Below are 20,840 nucleotides of genomic sequence, written 5' to 3'. Positions count from 1 at the left end.
TCCGACCGGATACCAGCCTGACTCAGGGACAGGCCGCTCAGTGCCGGGACGGCAACGCCGCCCATTGCACCAACAGCGCCTCCAACAGCAACACGCGGTTGAGGTTAGCCTTGCTCAGGACCTTTTGGCGCTGGGCCAGGATCCAGTCCTGGATCGCCAGCACTTTGTCCTGGCCGGACTTCTGCGCCAGGTACTGCAACACCTTGCGCATGTCCTGCAAACCCAGGCCATCCTCGTCCTGGGTCAACTGGTAACGCAGGATCAGGTTCGACCAGTCACAGAACCAGTCGAACAACAGCAACAGAGGAATGGCGTTCCAGGCCTCGGCCAGCTGGGTCGGCGATTGTTGCTGCTTGAGCAACTTCTTCACCCCGTCCACCACCAGCGCCCGCTGCTCGCGAACCCCCTGGGCCTGCAAGCCGACGGCGGCCAGCGGCGATCCGGCAGCCAGGGTCAGCAGTTCCAAGCGCTCTTCATCGGAACATTCGGGCAGGGCTCCGGCCAGCCATTGCTGGCTCATCGCCGCGCTAGGCAAGGGACATGCCTGCTGGACACAGCGACTCTTGATGGTCGGCAGCAAGCGGCTCGGCTGATGACTCACCAAGAGCAGCACGGTATCCCCGGAAGGCTCCTCAAGGCTTTTCAGCAAGGCGTTGGAAGCATTGATGTTCATCGACTCCACCGGCTCGATCAGCACCACCTTGCGCCCCCCCAACTGCGCGGTCTGCACCACGAAGCTCACCAACTCACGCACCTGGTCGACCTTGATCGCCTTGTCCGCCTCTTCGGGCTCCAGTACGTAGTTGTCCGGATGACTACCGGCCTGGAGTAGCAGGCAGGACTTGCACTGGCCACAGGCATCCAGCCCGTTCGGGCGCTGGCACAGCAGACGCGCCATCAGGCGTTCGGCCAGCGCTCGCTTGCCAATGCCCGCCGGGCCGTGCAGCAGATAGGCGTGGGCATGTTGCGTGCGCCCGGCCAACTGCTGCCAGAGGCCGTCCTGCCAGGGAAAGACTTCAGCCACGGGCGCGCTCCAGCAATTGCGGCAACAGGGCATCCAGGGACTGCTGGACCAGGGCCAGGGGCTGCGCCGCATCCACCAGGCAATAACGCTGAGGTGCGGCGGCGGCGCGGGTCAGGTACGCCTGGCGCACCTTCTGGAAAAACGCCTGACCCTCCTGTTCGAAGCGATCCAGCCGACCGCGGGCACTGGCCCGGGCCAGGCCGACATCCACCGGCAAGTCGAACACCAGGGTCAGATCCGGGCGCAGCTCGCCCTGGACAAAACGTTCCAGGGCCTCGATGCGCTCAAGGCTAAGGCCACGACCGGCGCCCTGATAGGCGTAGGTTGAATCGGTGAAACGGTCACACAAGACCACCGCGCCGCGGGCCAGTGCCGGGCGAATCACCGTGGCCAGATGCTGGGCACGGGCAGCGAACACCAACAGCAACTCGGTGTCGGCATTCATGACTTCCTCACCCGGCGTCAGCAGCACTTCGCGAATCCGCTCGGCCAAGGGCGTGCCGCCGGGCTCACGGGTCAACACCACCTCAATGCCCGCGGCGCGCAGGCGCTCGGCGAGGTACTCGCGGTTGGTACTTTTCCCGGCGCCTTCCGGGCCTTCCAGGGTAATAAACAAGCCAGTCACAGGCAGTCCTTAATCAAAGTCATTGCGGGCTTTTCGGTGCCGGCGCCGGGTCCACCGCAACGGGAGCTTCGGCGGGTGCTGGCGACGCGCTGTCCGGGCTCGGGGTGACGGTTGGCGTCGGGCTCTCAGGCGTGGCCGGGGCGGCCAGCGGCGCCGGGCTGGAGCGGTAGTCGGCGCGGCGCTTGAGCTGGAATTCGCGCACGGCACTGTTATGGGCATCCAGGTCATCGGAGAACACATGGCTGCCATCGCCCCGGGCAACAAAATACAGGCTCTTGCCCGGCAGCGGATTGAGGGCGGCGTGAATCGCCTCGCGCCCGACCATGGCAATCGGCGTCGGCGGCAGCCCGGCAATCACGTAGGTGTTATAGGGCGTGGCCTCCTTGAGATGGGCCCGGGTCAGTTTGCCGGTATAGCGCTCGCCCAGACCATAGATCACCGTCGGGTCGGTTTGCAGCAGCATGCCGATCTGCATGCGCCGCACAAAGACTCCGGCGATCTGTCCACGCTCCTGTGGCACGCCGGTTTCCTTTTCCACCAGCGACGCCATGATCAGCGCCTGATAAGGGTCGTTGTAAGGCGCGTCATCAGCTCGCTTGCTCCACTCTTTGGCCAGCACATCGTCCAGACGGTCGAAGGCTTTTTCCAGAAGCTCGGCGTCGGTCATGCCCTTCACATAACGATAGGTATCGGGGAAGAAACGTCCTTCGGGAAACACCCCGCCATGGCCGAGTTTTTCCATCACCTGACTGTCGCTGAGGCCAGCCAGGGTCTGCTGCAGCTTGTCACTCTTGGCCAAGGCATTGCGCACCTGGCGGAAGTTCCAGCCTTCCACCAGGGTCAGGCTGTACTGCACCACCTCGCCGCGCTGCCAGAGACCGATCAGACCTTCGGCCGTCATGCCTGGCGTCATGCGGTACTCGCCACTGTGCAGAGGCTGGCCCTGAAGATTGAAGCGCCAGTACAGACGCAACCAGAACCCATCCCGGATCACGCCATCGGCTTGCAGACGATTGAAGGTGCCGGTGGGCGTCGAACCGGCGGGCACATCCAGCAACTGCTCCTGGGAGAGGTTCAGCGGTTGTTCCAGGGCCGAGTGCAGTTTCCAGGCACTCGCGCCCAGCAGCAGCCCTGCGAGGACCAGTCCGGTTTCCAGCAGGAGCAGTAATTTACGTCTCACGAATCAAGCATCCAGTAGTGCGCGGGTAATGCCTTGCAGTTTACGGGTGAGCGGTCCCGCCGACCAGCGCATCCCGGCACAGGCACGCACCGGCCAGATGCCATAGACGCTATTGCAGACGAAGACTTCGTCCGCCTGCTGCAACTGATCGAGACTGATGTCCGTGACCTCCACGGAAATTCCCAGTGACGCGGCCTGAAACAGAATTTCCGCGCGCATCACTCCGGCCACCCCGCAACGACTCAGGTCGGCTGTCAGCAAGCGCCCCTGACTGACCAGGAACAGATTGCTGAACACCGCCTCGATCACTCGCCCGGCGCCATCGAGCATCAAGCCTTCGGCATGTTCGGCATCACGCCATTCGGCGCGAGCCAGCACCTGTTCGAGGCGGTTGAGATGCTTGAGGCCCGCCAGTAACGGCTGCTCGGATAAACGCGTAGCGCAGGGAAACAGCACAATGCCCTGCTCGGCATTGGCCGCAGGATAGGCCGGCAAGGCAGCGCCCTGGAGAATGCGTCGCGCCATGGCTGCCGGATCGGCAGCATAACCCCGCAGACTGTCGCCGCGGGTCAGGATCAGCTTGAGCACGCCCTCCCCCAACGCCGCCGCATAGGCCAGCACTTCGTGGCGAATCAGCGCCTGATCCGCATTCAGCGCCAAACGTCGACAGCCCTCGGCCAGACGTTGCAAGTGCCGCTCCAACAGTTGCGGCTGCCCGGATCTGACAGCGATGGTCTCGAACAGACCATCGCCATAGGCCAGGCCGCGGTCCTTGAGCGACAGTGCGTCAGCCGGCCGACCGTCGACCCAGCAGTGCATCACTCGGAGAACCGGCGGAACACCAGGGAGCCGTTGGTGCCACCAAAGCCGAAGGAGTTGGACAGCACCACATCGATGTCCATGCTGCGCGCGGTGTGCGGCACGAAATCGAGGTCGCAGCCCTCATCCGGCTCATCCAGGTTGATGGTGGGCGGCGCAACCTGGCTATTGATGGCCAGCACGCTGAAGATCGCCTCGATCGCCCCGGCAGCACCCAGCAGGTGACCGGTCATGGACTTGGTGGAGCTGACTGCGAGCTTGTAGGCGTGATCGCCAAACACCGTCTTGATCGCTTCGGCTTCTGCCAGGTCACCGGCAGGGGTCGAAGTGCCATGAGCGTTGATGTATTGCACCTGATCGACATTGAGCTTGGCGTCGCGCAGGGCGTTGGCGATGCAGCGAGCGGCGCCAGCGCCATCGGCAGGCGGCGAAGTCATGTGATAGGCATCGCCACTCATGCCGAAACCGATCAGCTCGGCGTAGATGGTGGCGCCACGCGCCTTGGCGTGCTCCAGCTCTTCCAGCACCAGGGCACCGGCACCGTCGGACAACACGAAGCCATCACGCCCCTTGTCCCAGGGACGGCTGGCGCGGGTCGGTTCGTCGTTACGGGTCGACAGCGCACGGGACGCGCCGAAGCCGCCCATGCCCAGGCCGCAGGCGGCCATCTCGGCACCGCCGGCGATCATCACGTCGGCTTCACCGTAGGCGATGTTGCGTGCGGCCATGCCGATGCAGTGGGTGCCGGTGGTGCACGCCGTGGAAATGGCGTAGTTCGGCCCCTGGGCACCCAGGTGGATGGACAGGAAACCGGAGATCATATTGATGATCGAGCCCGGCACGAAGAACGGAGAAATCCGTCGTGGGCCGGAATCGTGCAGGGTGCGACTGGTTTCTTCGATATTGGTCAAACCACCAATACCCGAACCCATGGCCACGCCGATGCGTTCACGGTTGGCATCAGTGACTTCCAGGCCGGCGTTGCGCACCGCCTGAAATCCGGCCGCCAGACCGTACTGAATGAACAGGTCGAGTTTGCGGGCCTCTTTGGCCGACAGGTACTCCTCGACATTGAAGCCCTTTACCGAGCCGCCAAAACGGGTGGAATAGGCAGAAAGGTCGGTGTGTTCGATCAGACCAATGCCACTTTGGCCAGCCAGAATGCCCTGCCAGCTACTCGGTACATCCGTACCCAGTGGCGACAACATACCCATACCGGTGACTACGACGCGTCTACGCGACACAGCACTCTCCTTTTTCTAATGACGACACTTTGTATCAGGCCTAAAGAAAAAACCGCACGCCGTAACGGCAGTGCGGTTTTTCCATGACAGCAAAAGACGACTACAAACGATTAAGCCTGGTGGCTGGTAACGTAGTCGATAGCTGCTTGAACGGTAGTGATCTTTTCAGCTTCTTCGTCAGGGATTTCGGTCTCGAATTCCTCTTCCAGAGCCATCACCAGCTCAACGGTGTCAAGGGAGTCGGCACCCAGGTCTTCAACGAAGGAAGCGGTGTTCACAACTTCTTCTTCTTTAACGCCCAGTTGCTCAGCAACGATTTTCTTGACGCGCTCTTCGATGGTGCTCATACCTTGTTTTCACTCCTAATGGACAAATTCAGGCAGCTGGCCAGTGGGTAAGTGTATAGAAAGGCTTTTCAGCTTTTCAACTGAAAGCTTCGTCCCTCAAACCCTTTGACCATCTGCCTATAAATTGATTGCAGCTTTATAACGGATTTTAGACAGCTCGTATGACATTTTTTTGAAGCAATCCGTCACATTTGACTCACATATACATCCCGCCATTGACCGGGATTGTAGCCCCGGTAACGTATGCCGCACCGTCGGATGCCAGAAAAGCGACCACTTGCGCGATCTCTTGAGCCTGGCCCAGACGACCCAGCGGAATTTGCGTCAGCAGGGCTTCACGCTGTGCTTCCGGCAGCTCACGGGTCATATCGGTGTCGATAAAACCTGGAGCAACCGAGTTCACAGTGATCGACCGCGAACCTACTTCACGCGCCAGGGCACGGCTGAAACCTTCCAGACCGGCTTTGGCGGCGGCGTAGTTTACTTGGCCGGCGTTGCCCATGGCACCCACAACCGAGCCAATACTGATAATTCGACCCCAACGAGCCTTGGTCATGCCGCGCAGAACACCCTTGGACAGGCGATACAAGCTGTTCAGGTTGGTGTCGACCACGTCGTACCACTCGTCATCTTTCATGCGCATCATCAGATTGTCGCGGGTGATGCCGGCGTTGTTCACCAGAATCGCCGGAGCACCGAACTGCTCGGTGATGCTGGCCAGCACCGCAGCCACGGACTCGTCGCTGGTGACATTGAGCCCAAGGCCGGTGCCCTGAATGCCGTTTTCCTTGAGGGTAGCGGCAATGCGCTCGGCACCGGAAGCGGAAGTGGCGGTACCCACCACGATGGCGCCCATACGACCCAGCTCAAGCGCGATGGCCTGGCCGATACCACGGCTGGCGCCGGTCACCAGTGCAACTTTACCTTGCAGACTCATGCAAGCTTCTCCTAGTTCAGGCCAACGCTGCACGGGCGGCAGCGAAGGCATCTGGGGTATTCAGGTTAGAGGTCGACACGCCTTCGGCGCAGCGCTTGTTGAGACCAGCCAGGACCTTGCCCGGGCCGCATTCCACCAATTGAGTGGCGCCTTGGGCGGCCAGGGTCTGCACCGACTCGACCCAGCGCACAGGCTTGTACAGCTGCTCTAGCAAGTCACGCTTGAGAGTATCGAGGTCGGCCGCCACGGCAGCGCTAACGTTCTGCACCAGAGGAATCTGCGGCGCCTGCCAGTTGATCGCTGCGATCGACTCGGCAAAACGCTCTGCCGCAGGGCGCATCAGCTCGCAATGGGACGGCACGCTGACCGGCAGCGGCATGGCACGCTTGGCACCGCGAGCCTTGCAGCCCTCGATGGCGCGATCCACAGCCGCCTTGGCACCAGCGATGACCACCTGGCCCGGGGAGTTGTAGTTCACCGCACTGACCACTTCACCTTGCGCCGCTTCTGCACAGGCCGCCAAGACATCAGCGTCGTCCAGACCAAGAATTGCCGCCATGCCGCCCTGACCTGCCGGCACAGCTTCCTGCATCAGCTGGCCACGACGCTCGACCAGCTTGACCGCTTCGGCCAGAGTCAGGCTGCCAGCCGCCACCAGGGCGCTGTATTCACCCAGGCTGTGACCCGCAACGAAGGCCGGACGCGCTCCACCCTCGGCCAACCAGAGGCGCCACAGGGCGATGGAGGCAGTGAGGATGGCCGGTTGAGTCTTGTCGGTTTGATTGAGCAGCTCTTCGGGACCTTGCTGGGTCAGCGCCCAGAGGTCGTAGCCCAGAGCATCGGAGGCTTCTTTGAATGTGTCGAGGATCAGCGGGTGCTGCGCGCCCAACTCGGCCAACATGCCGAGGGACTGCGAGCCCTGTCCTGGAAAGACGAATGCGAGGGATGCAGACATGTAACAAGCCCCTAATGATCTTGTCGTCGGAGAATTGACGTCACACCGCGGTGGACGCAAGAAACTGACAGTTGGATGGCCAATTGAACTGAGCGGTCACATTTAAGCACTCCACAGGATAAACGCCTAAAGCAACAGATCTTCAAGGCGCCCGTGCAGGCGTCGCGGCAGGTCTTCCTGGATTTCGATCAGCGCACGCTGAATCGCACTCTGAAACCCTTGAACACCCGCAGAACCGTGGCTTTTCACCACTATTCCCTGCAACCCGAGAAAGCTCGCACCGTTGTGCCGGGCCGGCGCCAGGTCCGCCTGCAATCGCCGCATCAGTGGCAGGGCCAGCGCCCCCACAACCCGGGACAGCAGATTGCGCCTGAACAACGCCTCGATACGGGCAGCGATCATGGTGGCCAGACCCTCGCTGGACTTGAGCAGGATGTTGCCGACAAAACCGTCGCACACCACCACATCAGCCTCGCCGCGATATAGCCCGTCACCTTCGACGAAGCCTATGTAGTTCAGGCCCCGCGCCTGCTGAAGCAGACTCGCTGCCAGCTTGACCTGCTGGTTACCCTTGATGTCTTCGGTGCCAATGTTCAGCAAAGCCACCCGTGGCCGGACAACCCCCAGACTTTCCGCCGCAACCGAACCCATGATCGCGAATTGCAACAGGTGCTCGGCACTGCAATCGACGTTGGCGCCCAGGTCCAGCAACTGGCAATAGCCACGCTGAGTGGGAATCGCCGCCACCATCGCCGGACGATCAATGCCGGGCAGGGTTTTGAGCACATAACGCGACAACGCCATCAGCGCCCCGGTGTTGCCGGCACTGACGCAGGCCTGGACCTTTTCATCCCGCAACAGCTCAAGCGCCACCCGCATCGAAGAATCGGGCTTGCCGCGCAGAGCCTGGGCAGGCTTCTCGTCCATGGTGATCACTTCACTGGCAGGAGCGATTGTCAGGCGCGCGCGATCCACAGCCGAGTGGCCAGAAAGCAGATCTTCAAGAAGGGAGGGTTGACCCACCAGGGTCAGATGCAGCGAGGGGGTAGCAGACAGGCAAGCAATACTGGCCTGAACAATGCTGCGGGGACCGAAGTCCCCGCCCATTGCGTCAATCGCGATGACTTGAGCGGACAAGGATTACTCGTCAGCGCCCTTGTCGATCACTTTACGACCACGGTATACGCCTTCTGGCGATACGTGGTGACGCAGGTGAACTTCACCGGTGGTCTTTTCTACGGACAGAGTGCTTGCCTCGAGAGCATCGTGGGAACGACGCATGTCACGGGCAGAGCGGGATTTTTTGTTCTGCTGAACAGCCATAATTGATTAACTCCTAAACGTTTGGGTCACGCTTTAACTGCGCCAATACACTGAACGGGTTGGACCGCGTTACCTCGTCCTCGCTCGGTTCGGGCTCATCGAGCCCCGCCGGCTGCTGGCATTCTTCCGGATGATGAGCAGGCACGATGGGCAAGGCAAGCAAAAGCTCCTCCTCGATCAACGCCTGCAGATCCAAAGGATCTTCGCCCAGTTCCAGCACGTCATAACCTTTCGGCAACGACTGGGTATTCGCACCCTCCTTCACCACGGCGTAACTGCACTCGCTGTGGATCGGCAGGGTGACCAGCTCAAGACAACGCTGGCAAACCATTTTGACTTCGACGTCGATGGAGCTGTGGATAACTACAGCTTTACGCTCGTCACGCTCGAAAACGAATTTAGCCTGCACCGTACCGACATTGTCGGAAAGCGGGTCGCAGAGTCTCTCCAAATCGGCCAGCAGCAGTTCACCTTGAAGGGTGGTGCCACGGTCAGCCAATTTGCGCGGGTCAACGTGAGGTGGAATCGGGTCATTCAACATAGGCGCAGCATTATAGGGATGCCCCCAGCCATGTCAAAGGAAATTCAGCCCTGTCCGTCACTTGCGAGCCCCGCTAGAATTCCCGGCCCGCCTCAGGAGATGCGCATGCTGCCTTTATTACTCGCTTCAAGCTCGGTCTACCGCCGGGAATTGCTCTCCCGCCTGCACCTGCCCTTCACCTGCAGCTCTCCCGATATCGACGAAAGCCATCGCCCGGGCGAGTCCGCCACGGAGCTGGTGAGACGCCTGGCCGAAGAAAAAGCTCGCGCCCTTGCAGACACCCATCCAGCGCACCTGATCATTGGCTCGGACCAGGTTGCCGTACTGGGCGAACGCATCATTGGCAAACCCCAAACTTTCGACAAGGCCCGCCAGCAGCTGCTGGACGCCAGTGGCAGCAGCGTCACCTTCCTCACCGGCCTGGCCCTGCTCAACAGCCAGACCGGCGATTGCCAGGTCGATTGCGTACCCTTCACGGTCAACATGCGCATCCTGGACAGCGCCCGCATTGAACGCTACCTGCACACCGAGCAACCTTACGATTGCGCCGGCAGCTTCAAGGCCGAAGGATTGGGGGTCAGCCTATTCCAGAGCACCTCCGGCAGCGACGCCACCAGCCTTGTAGGGCTGCCACTGATCCGACTGGTGGACATGCTGCTGGCCCAGGGCGTGGAAATCCCCTGAAACCGCAATAAAAAAGCCGGCACTCAGGCCGGCTTTCCATTGGGCAGCACCCAATCAGCGCAAGGCCGGCCCCTGAAAGCCCATCCACATGGCGATCTGCTCGGCCACGCTGGCCCCCAGCCTCTTCGAAAAGCGATCGAGTGGCGACTCCTGGACGGTGAAGTCCACCAGCTCCTTCTCACCAATCACGTCCCGCGCCACCGAACTGGTATTACCCAGAGCATCGATCAAGCCCAGCTGCAACGCCTGCTCACCGGACCAGACCAACCCCGAGAACAGCTCAGGATGCTCTTTATCCTTGAGACGCTCGCCACGACCCTGCTTGACGCTAGCGATGAACTGACGATGAGTGGTGTCCAGCACGCCCTGCCAGAACTGAGTTTCATCAGGTTTCTGCGGCTGGAACGGATCGAGGAACGACTTGTGCTCGCCAGAGGTATAGGTACGACGCTCAACCCCCAACTTCTCCATGGTGCCGACAAACCCGTACCCGGCCGCCGTAACGCCAATGGAGCCCACCAGACTCGCCTTGTCGGCATAGATCTCATCGGCCGCACTGGCGATGTAGTAAGCACCAGAAGCCCCCAGATCAGAAATCACCGCATAGACCTTGGTGTCCTTGTGCAAAGCCCGCAGACGACGAATCTCGTCATAGACGTAGCCAGACTGCACCGGACTGCCGCCAGGGCTGTTGATGCGCAGGACAATGCCCTTGACCTTGGGATCATCGAAGGCGGTACGCAGACTGCCGACGATATTGTCCGCACTGGCCGACTCCTTATCGGCAATCACCCCCGTGACATCGATCACCGCGGTGTAGCTGCCACCACGAGCCGCGTTCTTTTCCATGGTCATCAGCGGCGTAAACAAAGCCAACGCCGCAAACAGATACACAAAGGTCAGCAGCTTGAAGAAGATCCCCCAGCGCCGCGAACGACGCTGCTCCTGAACACCGGCCAGGAGCGTCTTTTCCAGCAGCTTCCAGCTCTTATCATCACCCTCTTCAGCGCCCGCCTTGCTTGGCGCCTTCCATTCGTCGCTCATGCCTGCTACCCCAGCAAAAACTTATTCGGCAGCCTGACTCAGCCAGGCGTGCAATTGAGGAAAACGGTCGATGGACAAGCGCGGCTCGAAAGCCTGCAAAGCCTCGATGGACTGAGCACCGTAGCTCACAGCCACCGAATCCATGCCGGCATTGCGCGCCATCAACAGATCAAAGGAGGAATCGCCAACCATCAATGCGTGCCTTGGCCCGACACCGCAATGAGCAAGAATCTCCTCCAACATCAACGGATGAGGCTTGCTGGCGGTTTCGTCGGCCGCCCGGGTGACATCGAAATACTCTTCCCAACCGTGCGCCTTCAGCACCCGATCCAATCCGCGCCGAGCCTTGCCCGTGGCAACCGCCAACCGATAGCCCTCGCTCCGGAAAGCCTCCAGAGACTGCACCACGCCAGCAAACAAGGGCGAAGGCTCAGCCTCCAGCGCGATGTAGTGATCCGCGTAATGCTGACGAAAGGCCACCAACTGACCATCGTCGATTTCGGGATACAAGGTACGAATCGCCTCCGGCAAGCCAAGGCCGATGATGCCCTTGACGGCAAAATCGTCGCGCCGGGAAAAACCGGAGCGATCGGCAGACACATGCATCGACTCGACAATCCGACCAATGGAATCCGCCAGAGTGCCGTCCCAATCGAAGATCAACAGCTGGTAATCAGGGTGCACTCAAGCGCTCCACGGTCTTGGCCCACATTTCATCCACCGGCGCCTGCAGCTTCAGCTCGCCGCCATCGGGCAGCGGCACCGTCAACATATAGGCGTGAAGGAACAGACGCTTGCCGCCCAACTCGCGAATCTCACGGGTAAAGTCATCATCACCGTACTTGCTGTCACCGGCTATGCAGTGCCCGGCATGCAGGGTGTGCACGCGAATCTGGTGAGTACGGCCAGTCACCGGCTTGGCCTCGACCATGGTGGCGAACTCGCCGAAGCGGCGCAGCACCTTGAACACCGTCAAGGCCTCCTTGCCTTCTTCATTGACTTCCACCATGCGCTCGCCAGAACGCAGATTGCTCTTGAGCAAAGGCGCGCGCACCTGCTTCAGGGCCGTTGCCCAGTGACCACGCACCAGCGCCATGTAGCGCTTGTCCACACCATCGCCACGCAGCGCGGCATGCAGGTGGCGCAACATGCTGCGCTTCTTCGCAATCATCAATAGGCCGGACGTGTCGCGATCGAGGCGATGCACCAGCTCCAGCTCCTTGGCGTCCGGACGCAACTGACGAAAGGCTTCGATCACTCCGAAATTCAGGCCGCTGCCGCCGTGCACGGCAATGCCGGCAGGCTTGTTGATCACGATCAGCGCCTTGTCTTCAAAGACAATCGAGGCCTCCAGTCGCTGCAACAACCCTTGAGCCAGCGGCACCGGTTCGTCGCGCTCGGGTACGCGCACCGGCGGCACGCGTACCACATCACCCGCCTGCAGCTTGTACTCGGGCTTGATCCGCCCCTTGTTCACTCGCACTTCGCCTTTACGCAAAATGCGATAAATCAAGGTCTTGGGCACGCCTTTGAGTCGCGCGAGAAGGAAGTTATCAATACGTTGGCCGGCATATTCCGGCGAGACTTCAAGCAATTGAACGCCTGGAGTCGAGGGGGCAGTAGTCGTCATGGCGCGAATGATAACAATTTTTTATGGATTTGAAGCACTTAATGATTGCTGCTATAGTCGCGAACGCCGCCAAAAGCGGCTGGACAGCGGAACAGCGGCAACTAGCCGGCCCTGACCAACGCAATTCATAAGGACGCAAGGCCGTCCTACGCAGCTCTCGCTACATACCGGAAGAGTCTGACGTTGTAACAAGCGCAGGTGACATGAGGCCTGAAACCCGTAAAAAGCAGAGTTATCACTCGCCTTTTATGCAGCGATTAACGGCCAGTTCACAAAGTGCAGTCAGCGCCTGACAACCCCAAGCGAAGGTTGCGGAAACAACGCCTTTAGCCATGATGCGTGACCTCCCCTTTCGGAGTTCACGGTAAATGCCAACCCGCTGCGGATTCTGCGCGCGGCAGCACCCGAATTATCAGGGATACGTGTAGGGTGGAGATGCACAACCGTCGGACTGTGTAGCATTAGGCTTTATTCAAGACGCTTCATCTCGTCCACAGTCGCCGGTTGATTCCTCCTCCTGACAGACTTTTGCTTAAGCGGTGCCTTAGTCACCACAGCAAGCAGGACGCGTGAGTCGCGACTTCGTTCTTAGTTATTCGGACGAACCTCGCTAGACACTCGAGTGGTCAACCACTCCTGACGCACCTGACACCGACCGTGAGAAGTCGTGTGTGCCGAACGCCGTTTCCGGCAGCCCGGAAACCGACGGTACTACATGAAAAGAATGCTGATTAACGCAACTCAACCCGAAGAGTTGCGTGTTGCCCTGGTAGACGGCCAGCGCCTCTACGATCTGGACATCGAGTCCGGTGCACGCGAGCAGAAAAAGGCCAACATCTATAAAGGCCGCATCACTCGCATCGAACCAAGCCTTGAGGCTGCCTTTGTCGACTTCGGCTCTGAGCGCCACGGCTTCCTGCCCCTCAAAGAAATCTCCCGCGAATACTTCAAGAAAGCCCCCGAAGGCCGCGTCAACATCAAGGACGTCCTGAGCGAAGGCCAGGAAGTCATCGTCCAGGTCGAGAAAGAAGAGCGTGGCAACAAGGGCGCTGCCCTGACCACCTTCATCAGCCTCGCCGGTCGTTACCTGGTACTGATGCCGAACAACCCACGCGCCGGCGGCATCTCCCGCCGTATCGAAGGCGAAGAGCGCAACGAACTGCGTGAAGCGCTGAACGGCCTGGTGGCACCTGCCGACATGGGCCTGATCGTGCGCACTGCCGGCCTGGGCCGCAGCAGTGAAGAGATGCAGTGGGACCTCGACTACCTGCTGCAACTCTGGACCGCCATCAAGGAAGCTTCCCTGGATCGCTCCGCGCCATTCCTGATCTACCAGGAAAGCAACGTGATCATCCGCGCGATCCGCGACTACCTGCGCCAGGACATCGGCGAAGTGCTGATCGACAGCGTTGAAGCCCAGGACGAAGCCCTGACCTTCATCCGTCAGGTGATGCCGCAGTACGCCAGCAAGATCAAGCTGTACGAAGACAGCGTGCCGCTGTTCAACCGCTTCCAGATCGAAAGCCAGATCGAAACCGCCTTCCAGCGCGTGGTCGAACTGCCTTCCGGCGGCTCCATCGTCATCGACCCGACCGAAGCCCTGGTGTCCATCGACATCAACTCGGCTCGCGCCACCAAAGGCAGCGACATCGAAGAAACCGCCCTGCAGACCAACCTGGAAGCAGCGGAAGAAATCGCTCGCCAACTGCGCCTGCGTGATATCGGCGGCCTGATCGTCATCGACTTCATCGACATGACGCCAGCCAAGAACCAGCGCGCCGTGGAAGAAAAAGTCCGCGAATGCCTGGAAGCCGACCGCGCCCGCGTGCAGATCGGCCGCATCTCGCGCTTCGGCCTGCTGGAAATGTCCCGTCAGCGCCTGCGTCCATCCCTGGGCGAAAGCAGCGGCATCGTCTGCCCACGCTGCAACGGCACCGGCATCATCCGTGACGTCGAGTCGCTGTCCCTGGCGATCCTGCGCCTGATCGAAGAAGAAGCCCTGAAAGACCGCACCGCCGAAGTTCGCGCCCAAGTGCCGATTCCGGTCGCTGCCTTCCTGCTCAACGAAAAACGCAACTCGATCACCAAGATCGAACTGCGCACCCGCGCTCGCATTGTCATCCTGCCGAACGATCACCTGGAAACGCCGCACTTCGAAGTCCAGCGTCTGCGCGATGACAGCCCGGAAGCCAACACCAACCAGTCCAGCTACGAAATCGCCGCGGCCGCAGCCGAAGCCGAAGAAGTCCAGCCAGCCGCCGCCACCCGTACCCTGGTTCGCCAGGAAGCCGCGGTGAAGACTGCGCCGGCCCGCGCCAACGCCCCTGTGCCGACCGAAGCCGTCGCCCCGGTTGCCGCTCCAGCCCCGGTTGCTGCCGAGCCAAGCCTGTTCAAAGGCCTGGTCAAGTCCCTGGTCAGTCTGTTCGCCTCCAAGGAAGAGCCGGCCGCTCCGGTTGTGGTCGAGAAGCCGGCAACCGAGCGCCCTGCCCGCAACAACGAAGAGCAGCGTCGCAACGGCCGTCAACAGAGCCGCAACCGTAACGGTCGCCGCGACGAAGAGCGCAAGCCACGTGAGGAACGTGCACCGCGTGAAGAGCGCGCACCACGGGAAGAACGTCAACCTCGGGAAGTGCGTGAAGCTCGCGAAGAAGTCCAAGGTGCAGCCCGCGAAGAACGCGCACCTCGCGCTCCGCGTGAAGAGCGTCAACCGCGCGCCCCACGTGAAGACCGCAAGCCACGTGGCGAGCGTGAAGAGCGTGTTCGCGAACTGCGCGAGCCTCTGGATGCCGCTCCCGCCGCAGCCGCTGCTACCGCCGCCGTTGCCGTAGCCGAAGAGCGCCCAGCTCGTGCGCCACGGGAAGAGCGCCAGCCGCGTCCGCCGCGTGAAGAGCGTCAGCCACGCGCCGAACAGGCTCAGGCCGCTGCCGCCAGCGAAGAAGAAGCACTGCCGAACGAAGAGCAACTGCAGGAAGAAGGCCAGGACAACGCCGACGGCGAACGTCCACGCCGTCGCTCCCGCGGCCAGCGTCGTCGCAGCAACCGTCGCGAGCGCCAGCGTGATGCCAACGGCAACGTGATCGAAGGTTCGGAAGAGAACGCCGAAGAGCCAGGCAGCGCCGATCTGGCCGCCGGCCTCGCGGTCACTGCCGCTGTTGCCAGCACCGCCATCAGCGCCAACGCTGAAGCCCAAGCGCATCAGCAAGCCGAACGCGCAACCGCCGCTGTTGCAGAGCAGGCTCCGCAAGCGCCTGTGGTCGAAGCCACTACTGAAGTGGAAACGCCGGCTGCTCCAGCTGTTGAACTGGCCCCGGCTGAACAGGCTCCAGTGGCCGAAGCTGCCCCGGTTGTGGCAGAGCAGCCTCAGGTTGAAGTCGCCGCCGAACCCGCCGTGACTGTCGAAGCACAACCTGTGGTAGCCGAGCAGCCGGTTGCAGAACCTGCAGTCCAGGCGCCAGTGGCTGAGGAAAAAGCCATTGAGCCTGCTCAGGAAGCTCCGGCCCCGGCCGCTGAACCTGTTGCCATCGAGCAGCCAGTGATTGCCCAGCAGCCTGCACAGGCTGAAGAGCCTGCACCAGCTGTTGCCCCAGCAGTCACCGAAGCCCCGGCTCCAGTGGTTGAAGCGGCTCCGGTGAGCGCCCTGACCAGCAACGGTCGCGCACCAAACGATCCGCGCGAAGTGCGCCGTCGCAAGCGTGAAGCCGAGCGTCTGCAGAAGGAAGCCGAACTGGCTGCCGCTGCCGCCCCGGTTGAAGCGGTAGCTGCTGCCGAACCCGCTCCGGTAGAAGCGCCAGTGGTGGTCGAAGCCGCTCCAGCGCCTGTCGAGGCGGCTGAAGCAGCACCGGCGCCAGTCACCGAAGCCGTGGCAGAGCAACCTGCCCCGGTGGTGGAAGAAGCACCGCACAACGTCGAACACGCCGTTGAGCACGTCGCTCACGCCGAAGAAAAGCAGCACGAGCCTAAACCGCTCGCCTGACTCCATCGGCAATGAAAAAGCCCCGCCCGGGTCTCCGGGCGGGGCTTTTTCATGCCTGCCATTCAGCGCTCGCGAAACACCAGCGCCGCCGGCAGATCCACATCCCACACCACTCCCGGGTCGTTCAAGGGCACTTCGAGCACCTTGCCCGCAGCGAACAGACACCTGGCCCCACGATCACCGGACAAACCCTGCAACGCAGCACCATAACCCCGGCCAAACCCCACCGGATGCCCCAGCTCGCCCCCCAGCCGCGGCACGCTGATGCACTCCTCAGTCAACCCCGCGATCACCCGCCTGATGCTGGCAGGCAGAATGAAGGGCATATCCCCCAGCAACACTACCCAGCCATTGGCGTCGGCACTGGCCGCTACCGCAGCCGCCAGGCTGTGCCCCATGCCCGGGGAGTCCAGCAACAACACCTGACAACCATAGGCCCGCCCCAGCTCTGCCACCCGCGGCCGCCCCGGCGTCGTGACCAGGACCCGCCGAACCACCTCGGCCGGCAGGTTGACCAGCACCTGTTCCAGTACCGGCCGCGCTACGCCATCGCGCCCTACGCAAGGCGCCAGCAACTTGTCCTGATCGTCTGCGAGCGCCAGTCGATAACGACTGCCCTGCCCCGCCGCCAGGATGATCGCGCAAGGCCTGGGACTCATCCGGCCACCTCGACCACGCGCACCAACGGCTGCTGCGACAGGGGCTCGACACCATTTTTCAGCGCCACGATCTGCGCCATCAACGAAAGGGCAATTTCCGCCGGAGTATGACTGCCGATGTGCAGCCCCACCGGCCCATGCAAGCGCTCGATGGCCGCGCTCGACAATCCCAGCAGGGCCAGATTGTCCCGGCGCTTCTGGCTATTGACCCGGGAACCCAGGGCACCGACATAAAACGCCGGCGAATCGAGGGCGGTCAGCAGGGCCATATCGTCCAGGCGCGGATCATGGGTCAGGGCCACCACCGCCGTGCGCTCATCAGGCTCGATGCTCAACACCGCATCGTCCGGCATGCCGGCGACCAAGCGTCCATCCTGCTCCTCCCAGCCATGCACGAACTCCTGGCGCGGATCACAGACCAGCACCTCGAAATCCAGCATGCGAGCCATTTGCGCCACATAACGAGACAGCTGCCCGGCGCCGATCAGCAACAGGCGCCAGCGCGGCCCGTAGATCGCCCGCAGGGTGACGCCATCAAACGCCAGTTCATCCCGCTTGCCCGCCGCCTTGAGCAACACCTGGCCAGTGCTCAGGTTCAACTCCCGGGCCACGATCTGATGCGCCGCGCAACGTTGCAGCAACTCGGCAACCCAGGACGGATCGCCGACCCGCTCCTCGGTCAAGCGCAGGGTGCCGCCACAGGGCAGACCGAAACGCGCCGCCTCCTCCACCGTCACACCGTAAGTCACCAATTGCACCGGCGGCCCCTGTGGTGCCAGACGCCCGTCCCCGAGGCGGCTGATCAGGTCGTCCTCGATGCAGCCGCCGGACACCGAGCCGATCACCACGCCGTCGTCGCGCAGGGCAAGCATGGCGCCCGGGGGGCGCGGCGCGCTGCCCCAGGTCTGGACCACGCTGTAGAGCACCACCCCGCGCCCGGCACGGCGCCACTCCAGCACGCTGCGCAGGACATTCAGGTCGACACTGTCCATCAGGCACCCGCCTGCTGCCAGCCCTGCAACTGATAACGCACCGGCAAGTTGCGGATGCGCTTGCCGGTAGCGGCGAAGATCGCATTGCACAGGGCCGGGGCAATCGGCGGCACGCCGGGCTCACCGACACCGCCCAGCGGTACATCCCCCGCAGGCGTTACCAGGTGCACCTGCACCTGCCTGGGCGCCAGGGACATGCGCGCCACCTCATACATGTGGAAGTTGTCCTGCTGGACCTTGCCATCCTTGAAGCTGATTTCCCCCAGCACCGCATTACCCAGGCCCATGACACAGGCGCCCTCGAACTGCGAGCGGATACGCTCGGGGTTGATCTGCGGGCCGCAATCCACGGCGATGTCGGCCTTGTGCACAATCAGCGTGCCATCGTCCTTGACCTCCACCTCGATCACCGCCGCCACATAGGTCACGAAGCTATAGTGCATCGCCAGCCCCAAGCCACGCCCCTTGGGCAGCGAGCGCCCCCAGCCGGCGGCCTTGGCTGCGGTTTCCAGTACCGCACGCATGCGCCCGGTATCGATCGGGTAACGCTCCGGAGACTCGCCGTAATTCCATTCCTCGCTCAGGGTTCGCGGGTCGATCTGACGATCCGGCCCCAGCAGCTTGAGCTGGTACTTCAGTGGGTCCTGCCCCGCCTTGTGGGCCAGCTCGTCGACAAAACTCTGAATGGCGAAGCCGTGGGGAATGTTCGACACCGAGCGATACCAACCCACCCGGGTATGGGCCGCCGCTTCGGGGTTTTCCAGGCGCACATTGGGAATCGCATAGGCCATGTTGGTGAAGCCCATGCCCAGTTCGAACGCGCCCTCATGGTTCATTCCCGGGGCGAACAGCGCAGTGATGCTCGGGGCCACGGTGCGATGCAGCCATGCGGCGGGCATGCCGTCATCGTTCAAGCCAGCCTTGAGGTACTCCGCCGACACCGTATGGAAGTAGGAGTGATGGATGTCGTCTTCCCGGGTCCACTGCACCCGCACCGCCTTGCCGGGAAAGGCCTTGGCCAGGATGGCCGCCTCCAGAATGAAGTCCGGCTTGGATTTGCGCCCGAAACCACCGCCCAGCAGGGTGACATTGACCGTGACCTGATCAAAGCCGATGCCCAGGCGCTCGGCGATCCGCTCGCGGGTCACCTGGGGTGCCTGGCTCGGCGCCCAGGCTTCACAGCGCCCGTCGACAAAGCGCGCCACCGCCACCATCGGCTCCATGGGCGCCTGGGCCAGGTGCGGCAGGTAATAAGTGGCCTCCAGGCTGCTCGCGGCTTTGCTCATGGCCTCATCCGGATTACCGGTGCTGCGCACCACCTTGCCCGGTTGCTGTGCCGCCGCCTCCAGTTCCTTGCGGTATTGGACGGAGTTGTAGCCGGCATTGGCCCCATCGTCCCACTCGATCTTCAAGGCATCACGACCCTTGATTGCCGCCCAGGTATTGCTCGCCACCACCGCCACGCCCCCCAGGGGCTGGAACTCGGAAGGCACGGGACGACTGTCGATGGGCAGCACCCTGATCACTCCCGGCACCTTGAGGGCCGCACTGTCATCCACCGACTTGACCTTGCCGCCATAGACCGGGGGCCGCGCCACCGCGGCGAACAGCATGCCTTCAAAATGCACATCGGCGCCGTACACCGCGCGGCCGTTGACGATGTCCTGGCCGTCGATGGCGCGAGTCGCTTCCTTGCCGATATAGCGAAACTCCGACGGCTGCTTCAGGCGCAGACTGTCCCGGGCCGGTACCGCCAGAGCCCCCGCCGCTGCAGCCAGGGCGCCATAGCCCAGTTCGCGCCCGCTGGGTTGGTGAACCACCTTGTGCAACTGCGCCCGGCACTCGCTCGGCGCTACATGCCACTGCTCGGCAGCCGCCTGTTCCAGCATGGTCCGCGCAGCGGCGCCGCAACGCCGCATGGGTTCGTACCAATGGCGCATGCTGCGCGAGCCGTCGGTGTCCTGGTTGCCAAATCGCGCTTCATCCCCCGGCGCCTGCCTGACCTTGACCTGGGCCCAATCGGCCTCCAGCTCATCGGCCACCACCATGCTCAGGCTGGTACGCACCCCCTGGCCCATCTCCGAACGGTTGCAGATCACCGTCACGCTGCCGTCACTGGCAATGCTCACATAGACCTTGGGATCGTCGACCCAGCCGTGGGGCATACCATCGGCACCAAATTTCTTGTCCTCGGCAAACGCCTGCTGCCAGCCCCAACTGGCCGCCAGTACCAGGGCTCCGGTGGCGCCCACGCCCTTGAGAAAACCACGGCGACTGAGGTTGCTCAGGGCAAAATCACTGGGTAAAGAGCTCATGCCTTGGCCTCCTGCAGATGGTTGGCCGCCTGGCGGATCGCGGTCTTGATCCGGTTATAGGTGCCGCAGCGGCAGATATTGCCGAGCATCGCCTCTTCGATCTGTTCGTCGCTGGGATTGGGATGGATCTTGAGCAAGGCCGTGGCGGACATGATCTGCCCGCCCTGGCAGTAGCCGCACTGGGCCACCGCCGTATCCAGCCAGGCTTGCTGCACCACCTGCCCCACCGGGTCGTTGTGCAGGTAGTCGATGGTGCTGACATTCTTGCCCAGCACCGTACCGACCGGGGTGATGCAACTGCGCGCCGGGTCGCCGTCGACATGCACGGTGCAGGCACCGCACAGGCCCATGCCGCAACCGAATTTGGTGCCGCTATAACCCGCCACATCGCGGATGGCCCACAACAGCGGCATGTCCTCGGTGACGTCCAGGGGATGATCTTGACCATTGAGCTTCAGGGTAATCATGGGCACGCCCGCATTCTATGAGGTGATGGGGTCGAGCCGTCTGCCACGCGGCCATGCGAATGAGGTGCGCGCAGATCGGCT

Annotated in this window: 20 protein-coding genes; 2 read left to right on the top strand and 18 right to left on the bottom strand. The window is 62.3% G+C overall.

Annotation, left to right across the window (positions count from 1 at the left end):
* Window positions 1-37 precede the first annotated feature (37 nt).
* The 11 genes from DNK59_RS09125 to DNK59_RS09075 form a co-directional block, all read right to left on the bottom strand.
* Window positions 38-1,024 (bottom strand): DNA polymerase III subunit delta', encoded by a 987-nt coding sequence (locus DNK59_RS09125; RefSeq protein ID WP_092316786.1) that lies wholly within the window; start codon window positions 1,022-1,024, stop codon window positions 38-40.
* Window positions 1,017-1,649, bottom strand: a complete 633-nt coding sequence (gene tmk / locus DNK59_RS09120) for a dTMP kinase (RefSeq protein WP_092316789.1) — start codon at window positions 1,647-1,649, stop codon at window positions 1,017-1,019. Before tmk ends, DNK59_RS09125 begins: the two co-directional genes overlap by 8 nt.
* A 19-nt stretch (window positions 1,650-1,668) precedes the next feature.
* Entirely contained in the window at window positions 1,669-2,829 is a 1,161-nt protein-coding gene (gene mltG, locus DNK59_RS09115; RefSeq protein ID WP_110723006.1) for an endolytic transglycosylase MltG, read from the bottom strand.
* A gap of 3 nt (window positions 2,830-2,832) precedes the next feature.
* Window positions 2,833-3,648 (bottom strand): aminodeoxychorismate lyase, encoded by an 816-nt coding sequence (pabC, locus tag DNK59_RS09110; protein ID WP_092316793.1) that lies wholly within the window; start codon window positions 3,646-3,648, stop codon window positions 2,833-2,835.
* Complete coding sequence (gene fabF, locus DNK59_RS09105) at window positions 3,648-4,892, bottom strand: beta-ketoacyl-ACP synthase II (RefSeq protein WP_110723005.1); 1,245 nt, start codon at window positions 4,890-4,892, stop codon at window positions 3,648-3,650. Before fabF ends, pabC begins: the two co-directional genes overlap by 1 nt.
* A 110-nt stretch (window positions 4,893-5,002) precedes the next feature.
* Complete coding sequence (gene acpP / locus DNK59_RS09100) at window positions 5,003-5,239, bottom strand: acyl carrier protein (protein WP_003175607.1); 237 nt, start codon at window positions 5,237-5,239, stop codon at window positions 5,003-5,005.
* A gap of 196 nt (window positions 5,240-5,435) precedes the next feature.
* Complete coding sequence (gene fabG, locus DNK59_RS09095) at window positions 5,436-6,176, bottom strand: 3-oxoacyl-ACP reductase FabG (RefSeq protein WP_110723004.1); 741 nt, start codon at window positions 6,174-6,176, stop codon at window positions 5,436-5,438.
* A 16-nt stretch (window positions 6,177-6,192) separates the two neighbouring features.
* Complete coding sequence (gene fabD / locus DNK59_RS09090; RefSeq protein WP_110723003.1) at window positions 6,193-7,131, bottom strand: ACP S-malonyltransferase; 939 nt, start codon at window positions 7,129-7,131, stop codon at window positions 6,193-6,195.
* A 126-nt stretch (window positions 7,132-7,257) separates the two neighbouring features.
* Window positions 7,258-8,268 (bottom strand): phosphate acyltransferase PlsX, encoded by a 1,011-nt coding sequence (plsX, locus tag DNK59_RS09085; protein WP_110723002.1) that lies wholly within the window; start codon window positions 8,266-8,268, stop codon window positions 7,258-7,260.
* A gap of 3 nt (window positions 8,269-8,271) precedes the next feature.
* Complete coding sequence (gene rpmF / locus DNK59_RS09080; RefSeq protein ID WP_003179396.1) at window positions 8,272-8,454, bottom strand: 50S ribosomal protein L32; 183 nt, start codon at window positions 8,452-8,454, stop codon at window positions 8,272-8,274.
* Window positions 8,455-8,467: 13 nt separating this feature from the next.
* Window positions 8,468-8,995, bottom strand: coding sequence for a YceD family protein (locus DNK59_RS09075; protein ID WP_009047832.1), 528 nt, complete (start codon window positions 8,993-8,995; stop codon window positions 8,468-8,470).
* Between the two features lie 105 nt (window positions 8,996-9,100).
* Between DNK59_RS09075 and DNK59_RS09070 the strand changes: the two genes are divergently transcribed.
* Window positions 9,101-9,679, top strand: coding sequence for a nucleoside triphosphate pyrophosphatase (locus DNK59_RS09070; protein WP_110723001.1), 579 nt, complete (start codon window positions 9,101-9,103; stop codon window positions 9,677-9,679).
* A 54-nt stretch (window positions 9,680-9,733) separates the two neighbouring features.
* On the opposite strand, the gene sppA is transcribed toward DNK59_RS09070, so the two are convergent.
* From sppA to rluC, 3 genes are read right to left on the bottom strand one after another with little or no spacing between them, the layout of a single operon-like run.
* Complete coding sequence (sppA, locus tag DNK59_RS09065; RefSeq protein WP_110723000.1) at window positions 9,734-10,723, bottom strand: signal peptide peptidase SppA; 990 nt, start codon at window positions 10,721-10,723, stop codon at window positions 9,734-9,736.
* Window positions 10,724-10,744: 21 nt separating this feature from the next.
* Window positions 10,745-11,407 carry an HAD-IA family hydrolase gene (locus tag DNK59_RS09060; RefSeq protein WP_110722999.1) on the bottom strand — a complete coding sequence of 221 codons (663 nt, stop codon included), beginning with the start codon at window positions 11,405-11,407 and terminating at the stop codon, window positions 10,745-10,747.
* On the bottom strand, window positions 11,397-12,353 hold the full coding sequence (rluC, locus tag DNK59_RS09055) for a 23S rRNA pseudouridine(955/2504/2580) synthase RluC (RefSeq protein ID WP_016965316.1): 957 nt from the start codon (window positions 12,351-12,353) through the stop codon (window positions 11,397-11,399). Before rluC ends, DNK59_RS09060 begins: the two co-directional genes overlap by 11 nt.
* A gap of 715 nt (window positions 12,354-13,068) precedes the next feature.
* Between rluC and rne the strand changes: the two genes are divergently transcribed.
* Window positions 13,069-16,326, top strand: coding sequence for a ribonuclease E (gene rne / locus DNK59_RS09050; protein ID WP_110722998.1), 3,258 nt, complete (start codon window positions 13,069-13,071; stop codon window positions 16,324-16,326).
* Window positions 16,327-16,388: 62 nt separating this feature from the next.
* On the opposite strand, the gene DNK59_RS09045 is transcribed toward rne, so the two are convergent.
* Genes DNK59_RS09045 through DNK59_RS09030 form a run of 4 tightly spaced genes read right to left on the bottom strand, consistent with a single transcriptional unit; the run spans window position 16,389 to window position 20,759 of the window.
* Window positions 16,389-16,985 (bottom strand): NTP transferase domain-containing protein, encoded by a 597-nt coding sequence (locus DNK59_RS09045; protein ID WP_110722997.1) that lies wholly within the window; start codon window positions 16,983-16,985, stop codon window positions 16,389-16,391.
* Window positions 16,982-17,977: an XdhC family protein gene (locus tag DNK59_RS09040; protein WP_110722996.1), complete on the bottom strand. Its 996-nt coding sequence runs from the start codon at window positions 17,975-17,977 to the stop codon at window positions 16,982-16,984. Before DNK59_RS09040 ends, DNK59_RS09045 begins: the two co-directional genes overlap by 4 nt.
* A complete protein-coding gene (locus tag DNK59_RS09035) occupies window positions 17,977-20,292 on the bottom strand; it encodes a xanthine dehydrogenase family protein molybdopterin-binding subunit (protein ID WP_110722995.1) in 2,316 nt (771 codons plus the stop codon). The genes DNK59_RS09040 and DNK59_RS09035 overlap by 1 nt, the downstream gene beginning before the upstream one ends.
* On the bottom strand, window positions 20,289-20,759 hold the full coding sequence (locus DNK59_RS09030; RefSeq protein WP_092316819.1) for a (2Fe-2S)-binding protein: 471 nt from the start codon (window positions 20,757-20,759) through the stop codon (window positions 20,289-20,291). The genes DNK59_RS09035 and DNK59_RS09030 overlap by 4 nt, the downstream gene beginning before the upstream one ends.
* Window positions 20,760-20,840: the final 81 nt, after the last annotated feature.

This window comes from Pseudomonas sp. TKO26 (assembly GCF_003225665.1).
Classification (GTDB): Bacteria; Pseudomonadota; Gammaproteobacteria; order Pseudomonadales; family Pseudomonadaceae; genus Aquipseudomonas; species Aquipseudomonas saponiphila.
The sequence above is the reverse complement of the archived record's forward strand: the minus strand, read 5'-3'. Positions and strand labels throughout refer to the sequence as shown.